Annotated in this window: 19 protein-coding genes and 2 pseudogenes; 16 read left to right on the forward strand and 5 right to left on the reverse strand. The window is 64.2% G+C overall.

Annotation, left to right across the window (positions count from 1 at the left end):
• The coding region (locus ACWGRX_RS11570) for a branched-chain amino acid ABC transporter permease (RefSeq protein WP_452117664.1) at positions 1-447 on the forward strand (447 nt) is incomplete at its 5' end.
• 108 nt (positions 448-555) lie between these two features.
• Here ACWGRX_RS11570 and ACWGRX_RS11575 read toward each other — a convergent pair.
• Positions 556-1,296 (reverse strand): annotated as a pseudogene (locus ACWGRX_RS11575) (IS5 family transposase); the annotation flags it as partial.
• A 165-nt stretch (positions 1,297-1,461) separates the two neighbouring features.
• On the opposite strand from ACWGRX_RS11575, the gene ACWGRX_RS11580 reads away from it, so the two are divergent.
• The 4 genes from ACWGRX_RS11580 (at position 1,462) to ACWGRX_RS11595 (ending at position 5,501) form a co-directional block, all read left to right on the forward strand.
• Positions 1,462-1,701 (forward strand): hypothetical protein, encoded by a 240-nt coding sequence (locus ACWGRX_RS11580; RefSeq protein ID WP_452117665.1) that lies wholly within the window; start codon positions 1,462-1,464, stop codon positions 1,699-1,701.
• Between the two features lie 181 nt (positions 1,702-1,882).
• Complete coding sequence (locus ACWGRX_RS11585; protein WP_452117666.1) at positions 1,883-2,755, forward strand: FAD binding domain-containing protein; 873 nt, start codon at positions 1,883-1,885, stop codon at positions 2,753-2,755.
• Positions 2,752-3,231 (forward strand): (2Fe-2S)-binding protein, encoded by a 480-nt coding sequence (locus ACWGRX_RS11590; protein WP_452117667.1) that lies wholly within the window; start codon positions 2,752-2,754, stop codon positions 3,229-3,231. Before ACWGRX_RS11585 ends, ACWGRX_RS11590 begins: the two co-directional genes overlap by 4 nt.
• Positions 3,228-5,501 carry a xanthine dehydrogenase family protein molybdopterin-binding subunit gene (locus ACWGRX_RS11595; RefSeq protein ID WP_452117668.1) on the forward strand — a complete coding sequence of 758 codons (2,274 nt, stop codon included), beginning with the start codon at positions 3,228-3,230 and terminating at the stop codon, positions 5,499-5,501. The genes ACWGRX_RS11590 and ACWGRX_RS11595 overlap by 4 nt, the downstream gene beginning before the upstream one ends.
• A 705-nt stretch (positions 5,502-6,206) precedes the next feature.
• Here ACWGRX_RS11595 and ACWGRX_RS11600 read toward each other — a convergent pair.
• The 3 genes from ACWGRX_RS11600 to ACWGRX_RS11610 all read right to left on the reverse strand — a co-directional run bounded on the left by ACWGRX_RS11600 (position 6,207) and on the right by ACWGRX_RS11610 (position 9,243).
• Positions 6,207-6,554, reverse strand: coding sequence for a DUF779 domain-containing protein (locus ACWGRX_RS11600; RefSeq protein ID WP_452117669.1), 348 nt, complete (start codon positions 6,552-6,554; stop codon positions 6,207-6,209).
• A gap of 68 nt (positions 6,555-6,622) precedes the next feature.
• Positions 6,623-8,140 (reverse strand): aldehyde dehydrogenase, encoded by a 1,518-nt coding sequence (gene adh, locus ACWGRX_RS11605; RefSeq protein ID WP_452117670.1) that lies wholly within the window; start codon positions 8,138-8,140, stop codon positions 6,623-6,625.
• A 134-nt stretch (positions 8,141-8,274) separates the two neighbouring features.
• Positions 8,275-9,243 carry a GAF domain-containing protein gene (locus ACWGRX_RS11610; protein WP_452117943.1) on the reverse strand — a complete coding sequence of 323 codons (969 nt, stop codon included), beginning with the start codon at positions 9,241-9,243 and terminating at the stop codon, positions 8,275-8,277.
• A gap of 331 nt (positions 9,244-9,574) precedes the next feature.
• On the opposite strand from ACWGRX_RS11610, the gene ACWGRX_RS11615 reads away from it, so the two are divergent.
• From ACWGRX_RS11615 to ACWGRX_RS11630, 4 genes are read left to right on the forward strand one after another with little or no spacing between them, the layout of a single operon-like run.
• Positions 9,575-10,537 (forward strand): extracellular solute-binding protein, encoded by a 963-nt coding sequence (locus ACWGRX_RS11615; RefSeq protein WP_452117671.1) that lies wholly within the window; start codon positions 9,575-9,577, stop codon positions 10,535-10,537.
• Between the two features lie 7 nt (positions 10,538-10,544).
• A complete protein-coding gene (locus ACWGRX_RS11620; protein WP_452117672.1) occupies positions 10,545-11,633 on the forward strand; it encodes an ABC transporter ATP-binding protein in 1,089 nt (362 codons plus the stop codon).
• On the forward strand, positions 11,630-12,499 hold the full coding sequence (locus ACWGRX_RS11625; RefSeq protein WP_291635498.1) for an ABC transporter permease: 870 nt from the start codon (positions 11,630-11,632) through the stop codon (positions 12,497-12,499). Before ACWGRX_RS11620 ends, ACWGRX_RS11625 begins: the two co-directional genes overlap by 4 nt.
• Positions 12,496-13,275, forward strand: a complete 780-nt coding sequence (locus ACWGRX_RS11630) for an ABC transporter permease (RefSeq protein ID WP_291635496.1) — start codon at positions 12,496-12,498, stop codon at positions 13,273-13,275. The genes ACWGRX_RS11625 and ACWGRX_RS11630 overlap by 4 nt, the downstream gene beginning before the upstream one ends.
• 75 nt (positions 13,276-13,350) lie before the next feature.
• Here ACWGRX_RS11630 and ACWGRX_RS11635 read toward each other — a convergent pair whose 3' ends face one another.
• Positions 13,351-14,742, reverse strand: a complete 1,392-nt coding sequence (locus ACWGRX_RS11635; protein ID WP_452117673.1) for a dihydroorotase — start codon at positions 14,740-14,742, stop codon at positions 13,351-13,353.
• A 235-nt stretch (positions 14,743-14,977) separates the two neighbouring features.
• On the opposite strand from ACWGRX_RS11635, the gene ACWGRX_RS11640 reads away from it, so the two are divergent.
• From ACWGRX_RS11640 to ACWGRX_RS11670, 7 genes and pseudogenes are all read left to right on the forward strand, one after another.
• Positions 14,978-15,721, forward strand: a complete 744-nt coding sequence (locus tag ACWGRX_RS11640) for a GntR family transcriptional regulator (protein ID WP_452117674.1) — start codon at positions 14,978-14,980, stop codon at positions 15,719-15,721.
• Positions 15,714-16,052 (forward strand): hypothetical protein, encoded by a 339-nt coding sequence (locus tag ACWGRX_RS11645; RefSeq protein ID WP_452117675.1) that lies wholly within the window; start codon positions 15,714-15,716, stop codon positions 16,050-16,052. The genes ACWGRX_RS11640 and ACWGRX_RS11645 overlap by 8 nt, the downstream gene beginning before the upstream one ends.
• Before the next feature lies 1 nt (position 16,053).
• Positions 16,054-17,064 (forward strand): CobW family GTP-binding protein, encoded by a 1,011-nt coding sequence (locus ACWGRX_RS11650; RefSeq protein WP_452117676.1) that lies wholly within the window; start codon positions 16,054-16,056, stop codon positions 17,062-17,064.
• 190 nt (positions 17,065-17,254) lie between these two features.
• Positions 17,255-17,434, forward strand: a pseudogene (locus ACWGRX_RS11655) (IS3 family transposase); the annotation flags it as partial.
• Between the two features lie 25 nt (positions 17,435-17,459).
• Positions 17,460-17,651: a BPSL0067 family protein gene (locus tag ACWGRX_RS11660; protein ID WP_452117944.1), complete on the forward strand. Its 192-nt coding sequence runs from the start codon at positions 17,460-17,462 to the stop codon at positions 17,649-17,651.
• Complete coding sequence (locus ACWGRX_RS11665) at positions 17,651-18,118, forward strand: STY0301 family protein (RefSeq protein ID WP_452117677.1); 468 nt, start codon at positions 17,651-17,653, stop codon at positions 18,116-18,118. Before ACWGRX_RS11660 ends, ACWGRX_RS11665 begins: the two co-directional genes overlap by 1 nt.
• Positions 18,119-18,165: 47 nt before the next feature.
• Complete coding sequence (locus ACWGRX_RS11670; protein WP_452117678.1) at positions 18,166-19,317, forward strand: alpha/beta fold hydrolase; 1,152 nt, start codon at positions 18,166-18,168, stop codon at positions 19,315-19,317.
• Positions 19,318-19,362 lie beyond the last annotated feature (45 nt).

A 19,362-nucleotide genomic window follows, 5' to 3' on the forward strand; every position in this document is an offset into this window, starting at 1 on the left:
CTGATCTTCATGGCCGGGCTGCTCGCCTTCTACCGCATCATCCACTCGCCCTTCGGCCAGGTCTGCAAGGCGATCCGGGACAATGAGCCGCGCGCTATCTCGCTGGGCTATCGCGCCAACCAGTACAAGCTCGCCGTCTTCGTGCTCTCGGCGACACTGGCCGGGCTCGCCGGCTCGACCAAGGCGATCGTCTTCCAGCTGGCCTCGCTGACCGACGTGCACTGGTCGATGTCGGGCGAAGTGGTGCTGATGACGCTGGTCGGCGGGCTCGGGACGATCTTCGGGCCGATCGTCGGCGCCCTCGTCATCGTCTCCATGCAGAACTTCCTGGCGACGCTCGGAGCCTGGGTCACCGTCATCCAGGGCGTGATCTTCGTGCTTTGCGTGCTGCTCTTCCGAGAAGGCATCCTCGGCGTCATCGCCAAATGGATCAAGAAACCGCTCTGAGCGGCGGCAGACACTTCAAACCCGATCGGCAGGAGCACGCGCATGAAGAAGGCTTATCCCGATGGGGCGGCGGCGCTCGCAGGCGTCGTCCAGGGTCGAGACACAACGCAGCCAGCATGAGACGAGAGCGGCGGGGCAAAGCGAGGCGAGATAATTTCTGGCGAGCTTGTCATTGCGTGTTGCGATGCGCCTGAAGTCCTTGAGGTGGCAGAACATGCGCTCGATGGCATTGCGATCTCGATAGCGCTTGCGGTCGAAGGGATGAAGGAACCTGCGGTCGCCCTTGTTCGGGATGACCGGGCGCATGCCTCTTTCGATGAGGTTTTCGCGGACCGCATCGCTGTCATAGGCCTTGTCGGCCAGAAGCTCGTCCGCTGGTGGTGCGGCGTCGAGCATGACGGGCAGCATCCTGATGTCTGCGGCCTGTCCGGGTGTGAACGCGAGAACGAGAGCGCGCCCTTTGCCGTCGCTCAGGGCATGGATCTTAGTCGTTCGACCACCGCGGGAGCGGCCAATCGCCTGACATTACTCCCCCCTTTTTCGGCGCCGGCCACCGAGCGATGCGCCTTGATGTGAGTGCTGTCGGCGAGAAGTTGTCGGTAGCGTGCGCTTGTCTCCAGTCAGGGCGGCGTAGATGCCCTTCCGGAACCACCGGTTGAAGCGATTGTAGACCGTCGTGCAGGGGCCGTACTCCGCCGGGCAGCCGCACCAGCGGCAGCCGCGCCGAAGCACATGGACGATCCCGCTCAGGATGCGCCGGACGTCGACCCGAGGCGGGCTGCCATAATGCGGCAGCAGCGGCTCGATCTTCGACCATTGCTCGTCATTCACCCAGAACAGGCGGCTCATGGAACTTCCCTTTCCCATGAGCCACCTGAATCACAAGATGCCCGTTGAGTTTAGACCCTAGGACTGGATGACCATCAAGCAGGCGGCTTCGGCCTTTGCTGTGTTTCGGCCCTTTAATTGCGGAGAGCTGTCAACCTCGGATTTCGCGAGGTCATCGTCGGGGTCATGGTCCTTTCCGAGGTCGTGCGCCTCATGTTGCTGTTTGGGTCGGGTGCCTCGATGGCGCTCGCGGACGCCTTACGATGCCGGCCGGAGGGGGCATCCACCTCATCAGTTCACGCCGATCTTCCGCGCTTCATCGATCAGGTTTACAACGCCAACCGACTGCACTCCGCGTTCGGCTATCTCAGCCTGCAGCAGTTCGAGGATCAACACGTCCGGATCACGATCAAATCTACAGTCTGATGGCTGATTTCGGCCGACAAGTGACCTGTGGGGCGGGTGCTTTTCTATCGAGAACCCGGCCTTCGCGCGGAAGCGGTCATCAAGGATATGTCTCTATCCGTGGAGACACCACCCGCGTCGGAGTCGGTGAAAAACTGTTTCTTTGTCGCCGCCGGCGACCAGCTCGCAGGGACCCGTCCAGTTGAACGAGATCCAATACCAACGGCCAACAGCGCTGGCTGACGCATTGGCGATCCTTGCCTGCGACGGAGCGAGACCTCTGGCAGGCGGCAGCGATCTCATCCCGCAGCTGCGCGAAGGGCGGCGGCAGTCGAAGATCGTCGTCGACCTGAAACATGTTCCGGAGCTGACCGCGATCGAGGAGCTGGAGGACGGCTCCTGGCGGATCGGGGCCGCGGTGGCAATCGCCCCCCTGCGTAAGCACGCCGGCTTCCGCATTGCTCACGCGGCGCTGCTCGATTCCGCGGGATTGATCGGCAGTCTCCAGGTGCAGAGCCGTGCAAGCCTAGGCGGCAATCTTTGCAACGCGGCGCCGTCGGCCGATGGCGTTCCCCTCCTGATCGCTCTTGATGCCGCCGCGATCATCCATGGTCCCGCTGGAGACAGAAAGATCCCCGCGGGCGAGATCGTCGCCGGACCGGGCCGGGCCAGCCTCGCTCCGGGAGAGCTGGTCGTCTCGCTCCTGCTGCCGAAGCGGTCGCAGCGATCGGCGGACCGCTATTGCCGCTTCACCCCGCGCCGCGAGATGGATATCGCCGTTGCCGGCGCGGGCGTCCGCATCGATCTCGCTGGAGACGGTACGATCACGGCCGCGCGGCTGGTCCTGTCGTCGGTCGGCCCGACGCCGATCCGCGCCGTCGCGGCCGAAGCGACGATGATCGGCGAAAAGCCCTCCGCCGCGCTGTTTCACGCGGCCGGCGTCCGGGCCGCGCAGGAAACTCGGCCGATCAGCGACACGCGCGGCTCGGCCGAGTACCGGCGTGAGCTGGTCGCCGTGCTCACACGGCGCGCGCTAGCCGATTGCGCCTCGCGTTTGGGAGTTTCCCTGTCGTGAGAATCATCGTCTCGGCGGAGGTCAACAGCGAAGCGCGCCAGGCCATCGTGGACACGCGGGACACGCTGCTCGTGCTGCTGCGCGAGGGGCTCGGCCTCACGGGCACGAAGGAAGGCTGCTCCAACGGCAATTGCGGCACCTGTACCGTGCTGGTCGAGGACGAGCCCGTCTGCTCCTGCCTCATGCTGGCGGCGGAGGCCGAAGGCGCGCGCATCACCACGATCGAGGGCATCGCGCAGGGCAACACTCTGCATCCCGTCCAGGCCGCGCTCGTCGCCCTTGGCGGCACGCAATGCGGCTATTGCACACCGGGCATCGTGATGTCGGCGGTCGCGCTACTCGCGCGTAACCCTGCGCCCAACGAACACGAGATCCGGCACGCGATCGCCGGCAATCTCTGCCGCTGCACTGGCTACGACAAGATCGTCTGCGCGATCGAAGCAGCGGCCGAGACGATCGCCGGAGCTTCGACATGAGCGGCGTCTCCGAGGAGGATGGCATGAAGGTCGTCGGCAAGCGGGTCGCGCGCGTCGATGGCGGCGAGCGCGTGACCGGCCGCGCGATCTATTCTGGCGATTTGAAACGCCCCGGGATGGTGGTCGGCAAGATCCTGCGCTCCCCGCATGCGCATGCGCGGATTCTCGGGATCGACACGTCGAGGGCTCGCGCGCTGAAGGGCGTTCTCGCGGTCATCACCGCCAAAGATCTGGCGGATCTCAAGCCCGGCACCCTCTACCCCAATGCGGACAGCTTCGCCGATGCCTGGGTTTCAGCGCGGACCGTCATTGCGCGCGACAAGGTTCTGTGGCGCGGCCATGCGGTGGCGGCGGTCGCCGCCGTTGACGAATACAACGCCCGGGCCGCATTGCAGTTGATCGAGGTCGAATACGCACCGCTGCCGGCATTGATAGACATCGAGACCGCAACGGCGTCGGGCTCGAAGCCGATCGTCGCCGAGCACGCGCCCAAGGGGTTCGACACTGACTGCCCGGCCCCACGCAATGCCGGCAGCCGCACGGTCATCGCGCGTGGCGATACGACGGCCGCGTTCGCTGAGGCAGCCATCGTCGCCGAGATCTCCGTGGCAGTCGACACAGCGCATCACGGCTATCTCGAGCCGCATGCCTGCGTCGCTGAAAGCGACGCCGACGGCCGCTTGACGGTCTGGGTCTCGACGCAGGGTGTGTTCGCGACCGAGATGCAGCTCGCCGCGCTGCTCGCCCTGCCCCAGAGCAGGATCAAGGTGATTCCGCTCGAGGTCGGCGGTGCGTTCGGTGGCAAGATCACCGTGCATGTCGAGCCGCTCGCGGCGCGTCTGGCGCAGTTGACCGGACGCCCGGTGAAGATCGTGACCTCGCGCGAGGAGGTCCTGCAAGGCGGCTCTGGTACGGGCGCCGCGGCGCGCATCGGCGTTAGGCTCGCCGCCGACGAGGCGGGCAGTCTGAGCGCGATCGAGGGCCGCTACATCGTCGATGCTGGCGGCCTTCCGGGCACGCCGACAACCTTGCTGATGCAGTCATCGGCCGCGCCCTATCAGTCTGCGAACCTGGACCTCCAAGGTTGGGACATCCTGACCAACAAGCCGCATACCGAATCCTATCGCGGCCCGGGCGGTATCCAGGCCGCTTTCGCCATGGAGCAGGCGATCGACGAGCTTTCGCTTCGGCTCGGCCTCGACCCGCTTGAATTGCGGCGCCGGAATGCCGCTTACACTGGAACCCCGATGCCACTCGGCATGCCCTTTCCTTCGATGCCGTTCCCAGAGGTCATCGCGTGCATGGCGAGCCACGCCTGCTGGCGAGAGCCGATCGCGCCCGGGAGCCTGCCGCGCGGACGCGGCGTCGCGCTCGGTTACTGGCGCGGCACGTCGATGACCTCGGCCGCGCATGTCACAATCGCGGGCGATGGGCGCCCGATGGTCACCATGGGCGCCGTCGACCTCTCCGGCACGCGCACCGCTATGGCGCAGGTGGCTGCGGAAGAGTTCGGCTATGCGGCGGACGACGTCCATGTCGCGACGGGCGATTCGAAATCGGTGGGCTTTACCGACATCGCCGCCGGCAGTCGGATCGCCCGCACGATGACCGTCGCCGTCTCCGAAGCTTGCCGGGATGCGATCGCGCAATTGCGTCGGCGTGCCGCGATCAAGCTGCAATGCAAAGTCGAGGACGTCACTTACGCGGCGACCGCGTTTCATAGCAAGATCGGCGGCTCGATCGGCATCGCCGACCTGATGCGCCTGACGTTGTCGGACGGCGCGGTCATCGGCCGCGGCGTTTCGACGAGGCTTCCGCTCGGCGTCGAGATCGGCGGGCATGTCTGCGACGTCGAGGTCGATCCGGAAACCGGGCAGGTGACGATCCTGCGCTACACCGCATTCCAGGAGGTCGGCCGGGCCCTGAACCCAACTGCGATCGAAGGCCAGATCCACGGCAGCATCGCGCAGGGCGCGGGCTGGGCGCTGACGGAGCATTTGGACTATGCGCCGGACGGGCGGCTGCGCAACGCCAGCCTTCTGGATTACCGCATGCCGACGGCACTCGATCTACCGAAGATCGGTGTGGTGATCCTGGAGACGCCGGTTCCCGACGTGCCCTATGGCGTCCGGGGCGTCGCCGAGATGCCGATCATCCCTGTTGCCGCGGCTATCGGCAACGCGATCCGGCGTGCGATCGGCGTGCGCATGACGCAGATGCCGATGACACCGGAGCGTGTTCTAGCAGCAATCGGAAATCGAAGGCCTTGAGAGAGATGGCGGTGGGCAGCGGGTCAACTAGGCTGTTCCGAGAGGGAATGCCTCATGCTAACCAGGGCCGGAAAATGTCGAGCTGAATTTCAGTTCCCTGGCATATTGAGCTCCGTTTCCGTGCGAGTATTCCCTGTTTTCCCGGCAGAACAGGGATTCGAAGCGGAGACCTGTGCGCTTCCAACCGCCCCCACCACCACCATCTTCGCCGGCCCCGTGTTTTACCAGGTGCGGGATTCTACGTGATTTCAAAGGTTTGCGGCGGGATTTGGGGCGAGCTTTAGCTCTCTGAGCTGTGACTTGGGCCGAATCGGACCATTCTGCCCTGGCGGTCCCTGGGGCCTGGTTTTGTCTTTCCGGAGGGTGGCGGTAGGCACCACCGGAGACCGGTTCGCGCGCTGTCGGAGTCGGTTTCGCTTCCGCTGTGGTCGTCTGAGGGCGGTTGAAGGTCGCGCCAGAGGCGGCGGGCGCTCTTTGGTGACGATCTTCGTTTCGACGGCGTCGATGGCGAGCTTCTTCTTCACCGCGCTACGCTTTTCGACCTCCTGCGTCGTATAGCAGGTCGGGCCCGTTCTCCAGGTAACCAACGGAGCCTGATGCCTGCTCACATGTTTGGCGACGATATTGGGGATCGCACCGGCGCATGCGCCAATTCCTCGCTCGGCAGCAAATCAATGGGTGCTGTGCCGGAACTCCCGCTGCCAACTAGCCGATCGAGCAGAGGTCCGATCGCACGAAGAAACGACGCTCACGCCCGTTGTCGAGTGAGAACATGCCGCCGCGCCCCGGCACGACGTCGAGCGTCAGGCGTGTATGCTTCCAGACCTCGAACTGCGGTGCGCCGATGTAAAATGGTGTTTCGCCGATCGTGCCGAGCAGGACATCGTGGTCGCCGAGAATAAAATCGTTCCGCGGATAGCACATCGGCGATGAACCATCACAGCAGCCACCCGACTGGTGGAATAGTACCGGGCCATGTTCGGCGATGATCTCGCGCAGAAGCTCCTCGGCGGCCGGTGTCGCCGAAACGCGTTCCAATGAAGCTATAGCCATGCTTTCCTGCCCTTTGGAAAGGCGCGCCGCGCGAGCCGTGGGCCCGCGCGGCTCAGTGCAAGTGATCGTCAGAAGAAGCCGAGCTTCTTCGGCGAGTAGCTGACGAGCATGTTCTTGGTCTGCTGGTAGTGATCGAGCATCATCTTGTGGTTCTCACGCCCGATGCCGGACTGCTTGTAACCGCCAAAGGCGGCGTGAGCCGGATAGGCGTGGTAGCAGTTCGTCCAGACGCGACCCGCCTGGATCGCACGGCCGAAGCGATAGGCGCGGTTGCCATCGCGCGTCCACACGCCGGCGCCCAGGCCGTAGAGCGTGTCGTTGGCGATGGAGAGCGCTTCCTCGTCATCCTTAAAGGTCGTGACGGAGACCACGGGCCCGAAGATTTCCTCCTGGAAGACGCGCATCTTGTTATTGCCCCGGAGAACCGTCGGCTTGATGTAGTACCCGCCGGCCAGATCGCCCGGAAGCTCGTTGCGCGCCCCGCCGGTCAGCACTTCCGCGCCCTCCTTCCGGGCGATATCAAAATAGCTAAGGATCTTTTCGAGCTGCTCGGACGAGGCCTGCGCGCCGATCATGGTGGCGGCATCGAGCGGATCACCCTGCTGGATCGCCTCGACCCGCTTCAGTGCCCTCTCGATGAAGCGCTCGTAGATGCTTTCATGGATCAGCGCGCGGCTGGGGCAGGTGCAGACCTCGCCCTGGTTGAGCGCGAACATGACGAAGCCCTCGATCGCCTTGTCGAGGAAGTCGTCGTCGTCGACCGCCACGTCCTTGAAGAAGATGTTCGGGGACTTGCCGCCGAGTTCCAGCGTCACCGGGATCAGGTTCTGACTGGCATACTGCATGATCAGCCGGCCGGTGGTCGTCTCGCCGGTGAAGGCGATCTTGGCGATGCGGCTGCTCGAGGCCAGAGGCTTGCCGGCCTCGAGACCGAAGCCGTTGACGATGTTCAGCACACCCGGCGGGAGGATGTCGGCGATCAGTTCGGCCAGTACGAGGATCGAGGCCGGGGTCTGCTCGGCTGGCTTCAGTACGACGCAGTTGCCCGCGGCCAGCGCGGGCGCGAGCTTCCACACTGCCATCAGGATGGGGAAGTTCCAGGGGATGATCTGGCCGACGACGCCAAGCGGTTCGTGAAAATGATAGGCGACAGTGTCGTGGTCGATCTCGGAGATGCCGCCTTCCTGCGCGCGGATGGCGCCGGCGAAATAGCGAAAATGGTCGATTGCGAGCGGCAGATCGGCGGCGGTCGTCTCGCGGATCGGCTTGCCGTTATCCCAGGTTTCGGCTCGGGCGAGCAGGTCGAGATTGTCTTCCATCACCTGCGCGATGCGGTTGAGCAGCACGGAGCGTTCGGCTGGGCTGGTCCGTCCCCAGATATCCTTGGCGGCGTGCGCGGCATCGAGCGCAGCATCGACATCCTTGGCGTCGGAGCGGGCGACTTCGCAGAGCAACTGGCCGTTGACCGGCGAATGGTTCTTGAAATATCGCCCGCTCAGCGGCTCCGCCCATTTGCCGCCAATGAAGTTGCCGTAGCGCGCCCTGAAAGGCGCCCCGGACGAACGGGTGAATTCCGGCCTGTTCATGCAAATCTCCCTTGCTCGACGCTGAAACCGCGTCCTCAGGAGAGTCTGAACGCTCCTTGGCGGCTGTCAGCCCTCAGAATCCGAGAGACACCGCCAAACCGTCGCATCTTTGCGACACTGTGCAGCGCAATACTTCAGTCTGGCCGTTCAATCCCGAGCCTGTTCAGCTTGCGGTGAAGCGTGGCGCGCGAAACACGTAGCTCACGGGCTGCCGCAGTGACGTTGCCGCCGGAGCGGAACAGGGCACGTTCAAGAATCCCTCTCTCGGCGTTCTTGAGTTCTTCACCGAACCGCGTCTCGCAGAGGTCTTCCTCGCTCGACGGAAAAGGTCTGCCCGTCAGCCCGTCGCGATAGCGATAGGCTTGCCTTGCCGCCCGGGTGGCTCCGACCACAAGATCGTCCTTGTCGAGCGCGAGCAAGCAGTTCAGGTGCCATTTCGCGGCGGGAGCCACGACGATGCGAGAGCCAGGGAACGCCAGGCGAAAATGTTCGACTTCGATGCGGCGTGCCGCGTCCCCCACGGCCATCGCGATGAGGTTGACCAGCTCTTCCGTGAGATCTGTTCGGCACGAGGACACGTCGAGGGCGCCGGCGAGGTTGCCTTCGTGGTCATGGATTGGGGCGGTCGTACACGAGAGTAGCGTGTTGCGTGTGAAGAAGTGCTGATCCCGGTGAATCGTGAGCGTGCGCTGCTCGACAAGACACGTTCCGATGCCGTTCGTTCCCTCGTTCTCCTCGCTCCAGACCGAGCCGGGCCACAGCCCCCACTTTTCGAAGGTTTCGTCGTCGCCGACAGTGCCGCGGCGTTCGAGCGGTACACCGTCGCGATTGGCGAGCAGCACGCAGCAGCCCATCGCGCCGACCGCACTATAAAGTCGGTCAAGGCTTGCCTGCGCCGCTCTCAGCATAAGCTCCATCGGCCGTTTCGCCGCGCCAAGCTCTCCCTCGCTCAGCCGGTTCGGGCTGCGCCGCTCGGCCGGGTCGAGCCGATGAAGGCTCGCTGACCTTTGCCAGGATGCGACGAGCGCAGAGTTGACTGCTTCGCCTGACCGGATGGCGGAATGAACCCTGTCAGCATGCCACACTGCCTCTGCCTTGGTCATCGCGACCTCCTTGCCGGGCGCCAGATTGGCCTGTTCAACTCGGAATATCATGCCCCGTTTTCATTTTGCATAAATGGTGTATAAAACGATTGTCATAGCCCGCCCATCGTCGAGGATCGCGGACCGATCCGGAGACGTTGCGGCATCGGCTCTGCGCAACATGAGTGTGTCCTCGCGAACCTTTCGGTCAGTGGGGCATGCAAAATAAGATGGGGAATGCCAAATGGGTTCGCACACAACGAAATTCAGCCGACGCCAGATGGGAGGTTTGCTCGGGGGGGCCGCGGTTGCAGCGACGATCTCCCGTCCGGCTTTCGCGCAGAACCGGCGTTTGGCGGTTGTCGTCTCGGCCATCTACAAGCGCTCCTTCGACGCTTACGTCGTGCCGAAGATGAAGGAACTGCACGGCATTGACGTTGCCGCTTCTTCCATGCTGAGCGCCGAAGCGCTGGCCCGCGCCATCGGCCAGCGCGCCAATCCACAGATCAGCCTGTTCACGCTCGACCAGGGCCCATGGCAGCAAGGCAAGGATGTCGGCCTGTGGGCGCGTCTCGACACGACCGCGATCACGAACGTCAACGCCATTCCCGAAAAGTTCCGCGATGCCGATGGGCGCGGCGTGTCGCTGTTCAATTATCTGACGGGCTTCTGCTATGACGAGGAAGCGCTGAAGGCGGCCGGTGTGCAGCCTCCCGGCGCGTTCTTCGACATGTGGAAGCCGGAGTTCAAGAACCGCATCGCGCTGCCGCAGTTCACCAACACCTTTGCCTATGTCACGCTTGAGCGCACCACGCAGCTGGCAGGCGGCAACCCTGCGCAGTCCTTCGATCCCGGCTTCGCCAAGCTCGCCCAGTTGCGCCCGAACGTGCGCACCTTCATCGGGCCCCTCGGGCAGCTCATCCAGCTCTTCCAGCAGAAGGAGATCTGGCTCGCCTTCGCTCCCCAGCTCAGTGCTCTTCAAGCAGCCGCAGCGGGCATGCCGATCCGCTGGAAGGCGCCCACCGACGGCGCCGTGGCGCTCTCGCAGTTCCTCGCCATTCCCGAGAATGCGCCGGCGCGGCGCGAAGCGGAACTCCTGGCCGAGCTGATGCTTTCGCCGGAGTATCAGAAGGTGCTGGCCGAGACGGATTTCATGGTGCCGTCCAATCCGAAGGTGCAGCTGAGCCCGGAGTTCGCCGCCATGTTCCCGGTCACGCCCGAGATCAGCGCCGCCGCGGCGCAGGTGTCGTGGATCGAATATAATCGTCAGCGCGTGGCTCTGAGCGAGCGCTGGCAGCGTGAGATCCAGGGCTGAGGCGGGTATGTCTGATTGCATGTCGCTCGAGATCCTGAACCTGCGCAAATCGTTCGGGGCTGCAACCGTCCTCAGCGACATATCGATGAGCGCCGGGCGAGGGGAGTTCATTTCCCTCGTCGGCCCATCAGGATGCGGCAAGACCACGACGCTCAACATCGTCGCCGGCTTCGAGGCTCCCGATGTCGGCGATGTCAAGATCGACGGCGTGTCCATGTTGGGCACGCCGTCTTATCGTCGCAAGCTCGGCATGGTGTTCCAGAGCCATGCCTTGTTCCCGCATATGACGATCGCGGAGAATGTCGGCTTCGGCCTCGCCATGCAGCACGTGCCGAAACCGGAGGTCGCCGAGCGCGTCGGCGAGGCGCTGGCGATGGTCAAGCTGGGCGCGCTGGCGGATCGGTATCCACGCCAGCTTTCGGGCGGCCAGCAGCAGCGTGTCGGCATTGCGCGGGCGCTGACGGTACGCCCGAAGGTCCTGCTGATGGACGAGCCGCTTTCCAGCCTCGATGCCAAGCTGCGCCGCGAGATGCAGGTCGAGATCCGGCGCATCCAGCAGGAGGTCGGGATCACAACGCTCTACGTCACCCATGACCAGGAAGAAGCCCTGACCATGTCCGACTGCATCGTTCTGATGAACCGCGGACATATCGAGCAGGCTGGGCGTCCCGAGGAGCTCTACAAAGCACCCAAGAGCCTGTTCGCTGCTTCCTTCATCGGGGAGTCGTCCTTCCTCGATGCCAATGTCGAGGCGCTTTCGGGGGAGGCGGCGCTCGTCCGCATCGATCCCGCGACGCAGGTCGAGATCGCGCGCGCGCCCTGGATGCATCCGAATGCCAGGCTGCAACTGGCGGTCAGACCGCAGAGCGTTGGCATCCGGTCGGCGGGTGCCGGGGAAGGTTCGATCGAAGGCGTCGTGGTCAGCCGTGCCTTCGTCGGCTCAGTGATCCGCTATGTGATCACCCTGCCGGGAGGGCAGGAGGTTCAGGCCCAGCCCAGCGCGCAGCAGGATTTCCTTCCCGAGATCGGCGACCGCGTCGGGCTCTCGATCGAGCGGCCCCGCTGGATGGCGTTCGCGCCGGAGAAGGCACCGTGAGCGCGCTCGCCCGGGCCTTCAAGGGCAGCGTGCTCGCGCTGCCGATCACCGTGCTGATCGGTGGGTTCTTCGTCGTCCCGCTCGCCGTCGTCTTCGCGATGGCATTCAGGCCTTACGATCCCATCACGCTGATCGGCAGCGGGCTCACCCTCGCCAATTTCCCTCGCTTTCTCGGCGACGGAAACTACATCGCCGCGTTTCTGCGCACGGTCGGCATTTCGGCCGCCGCGACGCTTCTGAGCATGGTCTTTGGTTTTCCGGTGGCCTGGCACCTGCATCGCTTGCGATCGGGGACGGCGCGTCTTTGGTTTACGCTGATCGTTCTGCTCCCACTGATGGTCAGCCTCGTTGTCGCCTCCTTCGCCTGGGTGCTGATCCTCGGCAACAACGGCATCCTGAACTCGGTCCTGCTTGGCACGGGGCTGATCTCGGAACCGATCCGCCTGATGAACACGACGACGGGCGTCGTTATCGTGACGGTGTTCAGCCATATCTCCTACGTCATCCTCACCACCTTTGCGGCGCTGGAGAACATCGATCCGAACCTAGCGCGTGCCGCACGTATCCACGGCGTGACGGAGACGAAGATCTTCACCCGGATCATCCTGCCGCTCAGCTTGCCGGGCGTGCTGGCGGGAGGGCTGATCGTCTTCGCCCTGAGTATGGCGGCCTTTGTCATCCCTTTCCTCATCGGTGGAGGACGCGTCAATGTCGTGCCGCTGCTGATCTATCAGTTCACCGTGCAGTTCTTCGATTGGCCGGGCGCGGCGGCGCTGGGGCTGCTGCTCTTTGTCGTCACGCTCGCCTGCAGCTGGGTGCTCTCGGTCACGGCCCAGCGCTGGATGCCCTGGGAGAAACTTCGGTGACGCGCTTCATGAGCTTCCTGGCATGGCTGGTCTATGCTGCGCTGACGCTGCCGATCCTGATGGTCATCGGCGCTTCGCTAACGGCCGGCGCTTATCTCAGCTTCCCACCGCAAGGGCTCTCCCTGCGCTGGTGGAACGTGATGATCCAGGATCCCGACATGGTGAACGGCTTCGTGGTGACTGCGCGCGTGGCCGTGCTGGCGGTGCTGATCTCAGTGCCCTCTGGCGCGTTGGCGGCGATTTTCCTCAGCCGCCAGCCGCCGGTGCGGCGCAACCTCCTGGCCGCAATCTTTACTTCGCCGCTCAGCGTGCCGCTCGTGCTGACGGGGTTCTCGTTTCTCGTCTTCTTCACCCAGCTCGGCCTGCTCAATGAGGTCGGGCTCGTCATCGGCCATACGGTTATCGCCGTTCCCTACGTGCTTCGCTCCGCCCTGGCGAGCCTGTCGCTCAACGACACCTCGCTGCCGCGTGCCGCCGCCATCCACGGAGCGAAACCTTGGCAGGTGATCTGGCACGTTACCATTCCGATGATGAAGGCGGGGCTGATCTCCGGCGGGCTCTTCGCCTTCCTGGCCTCGGTCAACAACATCGTGGTGTCGGTCTTCGTCTCGCAGCCGGGCGACAACCCGCTGCCGGTGGTGATCTTCAGCCGCATGGAGAACTTGGCGGAACCTTCGGTGGCGGCGGCAAGCGCGGCCGTGATCATCGCCACTGCCGTGATCTGCCTCGTCATGGAGAAGCGCTATGCGCTGTTCCGCTCGCTCGCGGGTCGATGAGGCGGCATTTTCATTCATTTCTTCCGTAGCAGATAGGGGCCGGCGTTATCGCCGGCCCCTTTCTTTGTCCGCTGTTCAAGCTCTGGCGGCTGTGCCTGGGACGAAGCGGCCATAGCCCCGGTCACCGACCAGCTTGCCGTCCTGCGCGACGACCTTGCCACGCACGATGGTGTGCGTTGCCGCCCCCTTTGCCCGCATGCCTTCCCAGCTCGTGTGCCCGGCCTTGGAGAGCATGTCGGCCTTGGTGAAGACCACCTCGCGCGTCATGTCGACGATCGAGAAATCAGCGTCGGAGCCGATCTGCGTTACACCCTTCCGGGGGAAGATGCCGAAGCGGCGGGCCGGCGCCTCTGCGGCGAGGCGCGCCACCTGATTGAGAGTGAGGCGGCCCTCGTTCACCGCATTCAGCATCATTGGCACGAATTCCTGCGCGCCGGTCATGCCGAGCGGGATGGAGAACATATCCTGCCAGCCGGGCTGAACCTCGTCATAAGTGTGCGGCGCATGCTCGAGCACGATGAAATCGGCCACGCCGTTCTCGATCGTCTTCCAGCCGCTCTCCGGTGCATAGCCCCAGTTGTAAGTGGCCGGGCCGACCTTCTCCATCTGCTCGCGGGTCATGAACATCGTGCCGAGTTCGAGTTCCGCCGAGACATCCTGACCAAGGTCGAACTTGGCATGGTGGATCATCTCGTTGGCGCCCTCGGGCATGACGCCGAGGTGCAGGACGTGCAGCTTCACCCCGGCGAGCTTGGCATAATAGAGCGAGGCGGCGAGCCCGGCGACCATGCCGTGGCCGTACATATACCCCTTGGCGAAGCTATCGTGATAGGAGCGCGCGTCGGTGCGACCCTTGTCGATGAAGTCGCGGAAGGTGATGCGCTTGCACCATTCCGGATCGTCATGGTGCACCGAGGCAACCAGGCCCTGATCTCGCGTCGCTTCGTAGAGCTCGTAGAGAATGCCGTGGTCGAGCACGCCAAGCTCGGTAATGTAGGGGTAAACTTCCTTGATATGGCGCGTGTTGAAGATCTTGATGCCGAGCGCGCCAGCCTTGGCAAGGGCCTCGACCGTCCGGGGGTAGAGGCCTCCGCCGTAGAGTGCGTAGTCAACATAGGCCTTCGGCGCGACTAGTTCCTTCTTTTCCTCGAATGTCTCGAGCGAGGTCGGATGCGGCGTATTGTTGGTCATGTCGATGCACATAGTCACGCCGCCGACCGCTGCCGCGCTCGATCCGGAGGCGAAGTCCTCCTTATAGGTATGGCCGGGCTCTCGGAAATGGCAGTGGACGTGCCAGAGCCCCGGCAGGATATCGAGGCCCTTCGCGTCGATCCGCTTCTCCGCCATCGGGAAGTGCGCGCCGATGCCGGCGATCTTTCCATCGAGAATGGCGATATCTGCTTGGTAGCTGCTGGACGGCGTGTGCAACCTTCCGTTCTCGATGACGAGATCATAAGGACGGGTCATGCGTGTCTTCTCCCAAAAACCCGGCCGATCCGTTCGGGCGGGGTCGATACATGGCCTCAGGCACAGGCCACGCCCCCCTTTTGGAGCGCTGGCTCGGAGCCCTGTGGAGTGTCGCGCGCCGTCCAGCCTTCCCGGGGCGGACACGGCGCTGTAGACACCGTGGTTGTTTATACATAGTTTATGCAAAATTGGGAGAGCAGGAATGTCAAAGTCTGCCGCAGGGATTCCGCGGGAAATGGAGAAGCCCGGAAAGGGCGAGAGCGCCCAGTTCGCCTACCGGATCCTGCGTGACGAGATCATCTCGCTGCGGCTCGCGCCGGGGAGCGATTTCGAGGAATCCGAGATCGTCCAGCGCCTCGGCATTTCGCGCACGCCGCTGCGTGAGGCTGTGGTGCGCCTCTCCGGGGAAGGGCTGATCAGGCTACTTCCGAACCGCGGCGCGCGGGTAGCACCGATGGAGTGGACGGATATCCGCGAGCACCTCGAGGCGTTCGACGTGATGCAGCGGCTTGCCACGCGCTGGGCAGCCGCGCGCCGGAGCGAGGAGCAGCTCACACGTATCGCCCGGGCCCGCGATGCATTCCAGGTCGCGTCCGACAGGCGAGAGATGGAGCTGCTGGCCGATCTGAACTGGGATTTCCATGCCGAGATCGGGCGAGGCTGCGGCAATTCACGGATCGAGCAGTTCTACCTGCAGCAGCTGACCGAGAATCTGCGGATCTCGCGGATGGCGATGGTCTATTCCTACTACGACAGCGACGCGGCCTATGCGCAGCACCTCGGCCGGATCCTCGAGGAGCATGATGCGCTCGTAGAAGCAATTCGCGGGCAGGATTGCGAGCGTGCCGATGCGTTGGCGACCTCGCATACCGGGCTCGCCCGCAAGCGTGTCATCGAAGTGCTGGCGCGAGAGCCCTCCCAGGGAATGCGGATGGATTTGGGCGGCACCGAAAGTATCAAGGATCGCGGCGATGTGTGAGGTTTGCGCGATCTTCGGCGCCGGGGAGCATTGGAGCGACTTTGCCCGCCTGCGTGACGACCGTTTCCCCTTCGATGACATCATGCACTACCGCTCCGAACGGAAGCATCGGCTTGACCTGCTCAACGCTCTGCTCGCGGAGCAGGGCGTGCATTGCGAGGACTGGGACGGAGAGGCCATAGCCGTGTTCGATGCGGTCGGGCGCTTCAAGATCGCCGCCACGCTCAGCGATATCTGGAAAATGGCTGAAGAGCTCTCGAAAATGACCGTCGATCCTTTGGCGCCAGACTTCCTCAAGGGCAGCATCCCTTCCGACCAAATGGTGGCATGACATGAACGATCGGCTCGCGCTCACCCTCGTCACGGGCTTCCTCGGCAGCGGCAAGACGACGCTGATCCGGCGCTTTGTCGAGACGGATCGCGGGGCGGATACCGGCATCATCGTCAACGAATTCGGCGAGGCCGGCGTCGACCACACGCTCTTCGTCCATGCCGTCGAGCAGATCGAGCTCGTCGACGGCGGCTGCCTCTGCTGCGCCCGCCGAGCCGACGTGGCGCAGGCCATGTACCGCCTGGTACAGGCGGCCCGCGGCGGGCGTCGGTTCAGCCGTGCGATTCTTGAGACCTCGGGGCTGGCCGACCCCGCCCCGATCATAGCGACGCTGGCCAACGATCCCTGGCTGCGTTCCAATGTAAGGCTGGCCTCTGTGGTCACGGTGGTCGATGCCGTGGCCGGGCTGCGCAATCTCGAAACGCAGCCGGAGGCCCGCCGGCAGGTCTCGATCGCCGATACGGTGGTGGTGACCAAACGCGACATGCGGGACGCTCGTTCTTTCGAGGAGATCGCCAAGGCCGTCAGTGCGATTGCACCCGATCTGCGCATCATCGATGCCCAGGAGTCCGATTTCGATGCGGAGGCTGTGCTCGGTGGGCATGGTTCGCCGGATACACCGAGCCGCTCGCGGTTCCAGGCGGTGGAGGCGGTCAGCCATCGCGATGAACTGACTTCCTTCACCCTGGAATTCACCGAGCGCATCGACTGGCCGGCGTTCACGATCTGGCTCTCGTCGCTCCTGCACGCGCATGGCGACCGCATCCTGCGCGTGAAGGGCTTGCTCAACACCACCTCCGCCCACACGAGGCTAGCCATCCACGGCGTGCAGCATGTGATGCACCCGCCAACTCATTTGCCGCTTGATCCTGAGGATTCTCGCTCCTTTCTCGTGTTCATCACCCGCGGCGTCGAGTACAGCGCAGTTGAGCAAAGTCTGCAGAGGATGTTGGTCTGGGCTGAGCGATTCCGGAAACCTTCTCTGCGGACATCGCTACCGCCCGCGGCGTAACCTCAGTCCTTCGCCTTTCCAAATTCGTGACCAGCGCAGCATCGATACTTTAAATACATAAGTATTTGCAGGTTTATCCTGAGCGGCGCGCCAAAATTCCACCATTCCAAAACAGAACAGGGAACGAGTATTTGACTGGCGTCGATGTCGCCGGTCTGGCCTGACCTCTCATCCAGCGTGCAAGTCGCGGATATGCCGGGCGAGTTCGGCTGCCACGTCCGAAGCGCCGGCCGAGCAGGTCGTGAAGGATGTCCGGCGAGCGACGCAGCGGCAGTTCTTGGCTGAAGAAAAGATCCGCATCGTTCTGGAAGGCGTTCGCGGCGAGAGATCCGCAAAGCACTTCAGGCACCGCAAACCGATCTCTGGGGCGAAAGGTCGAGAAGGGCAGCAATACCGTGACCGGTACTGCGATTGCGACCTTTGTCGACAGGAAATATCCGCAGGCCGGAAATAGCGGGAAGCGCGCTGTGATCCATCTCGGCCAGAATTTCCTTGGAACCCGGGTTCTGGACCAATGGAAGGCGCAGGGAGAAGCTAGGGTTCGCGCGATTCGTTGGGTTCCGGCAAAAGGCTGGCTTGAGCAATGATGGCAATGCATTTTCGGCGATCGAATGGTGACCGGCGTTCGCTGACGCGCCGGATCCTGATCGTCGCGGGGTTTGCGAACCTGGTCGCTGGCGAGGCGGCAGCCACCCCGCAATGTCCTTCCGAGGTGGAGGTCGCCCAGCAATTGACCGTGTCGCTGCCGGACTGGACCGCCCTGCGCGACCCCGTGCCGCATCGGCTGAACAGGTTGGCATTTTTTGACGGCCCGCCAGAAGAGCAGGCTTCTCTGATGCCCGATGTCTCCCGAAAGGTGAAGGACCGCACGGTCTCGACCTGGCGCTTCGGCGCCGCTTCGGACCGGCGGATCTGGATCACCTGCGGCTATGCCGGGACCTCGGTTTGGCTGGTCCGCGAACTGCAGCCGGGAACGCGGCGCTGTTCGGTCACCTATTATTCGAGAGTGCGTTTCGCCGGCATGCCGTCGATCGAGAAGCTGGATTGCGAATGACGATGCCGGCCTCGGCACCCGACATGCCGCGTTGGTGACCGGCTCAGATGTCGCCGTCGACCGGCCTTCCGCTCGCGACCTCCGCCGGCCCGCATGGACGCGGGCCGGAGAGGCCGGCATCGCCCTCGCTGATCTACCGCTCGCCCAACCTGTTGGTGAAGCTTGCCGATCGCGGCGGTGCGAGCTGCGTCGTGACCTTCGATTCCTATACCGACACGACCGATCTCGATCGCGATGCCTTCGGCGAGCGCTTCTTCGCCGAGCACGGCGTTTCGGCGATCCATGTCGTGAATGCCCGCAACCGCTGGTACCACGAGCCCGACTGGCGCGAGGCGACCACGCGGGTGCGCGAGGCGGCCTGCGGCTTCTCCCGGATCGTCACCTATGGTTCGAGCATGGGCGCCTATGCCGCCCTGCGTTTCGCGGACCATGTCGGCGCCACGGGTGCCTTGGCGCTCTCCCCGCAATACAGCCTCGATCCGCGCAAGGCCCCATTCGAGAAGCGTTGGGCCGGCCATCGTCGGACGCCCTGGCTGGCGGAGCTGTCGGGGCCGCTCCCGGCCGGCGTACCCGCCCTGATCGTCTACGATCCACTGATGAAGCCGGAACGGCTCCATGCCGAGCTGATTGCAGCCGAGATGGCGGCGGAACACCTGACATTGCCCTATGCCGGCCATGCGGCTGCGGCCTATCTGTCGGAATGCGGGCTGCTGTCCGAACTCGTCCTCGGAATTGTCGCAGGGCCGGTGGATGGCGCCGCATTCGGCCGCCGCGCGCGGGCGCTGCGCAAGCGCTCACTCCACTATCTGATGACGCTTGCCGATGCTGTGTTCAAATCCGGGCGAGGCGAGGCAGCCCTGGCGCTCGCGCGGAAGGCTACCGAGATGGCGCCGAACGCCGAACTCGGCTGGCATTTTCGCGGCTCTCTGCTCTCCCGGCTGCGGCGACACGACGAGGCACTCCTGGCTTGGCGTCGCGCGGCGGAGCTTGCTCCGGAGGTCGGTGCGATCCAGCTGTGCTTCGCGCAGGCGCAACGCAGGGTCGGCGACTATGAGGGCGCCCTTGCCACGTTGCGCTCGATTTCCGGCAAGCCGATGACACGGGAAGCAGGACGGAGGATCGCGACGCAGATGCTCGCCCTGCGCTTGCTGCGCCCCCTCGGCCTGGCTCGGCGCGCCCTGCGGGCGATGGCCGATTGACCCGAGGCCTCGCGCCGATCCGGCGCTGTGACAATCGCCGGGCGC

The sequence above is a fragment of the Allobosea sp. NPDC055594 genome, assembly GCF_053618995.1.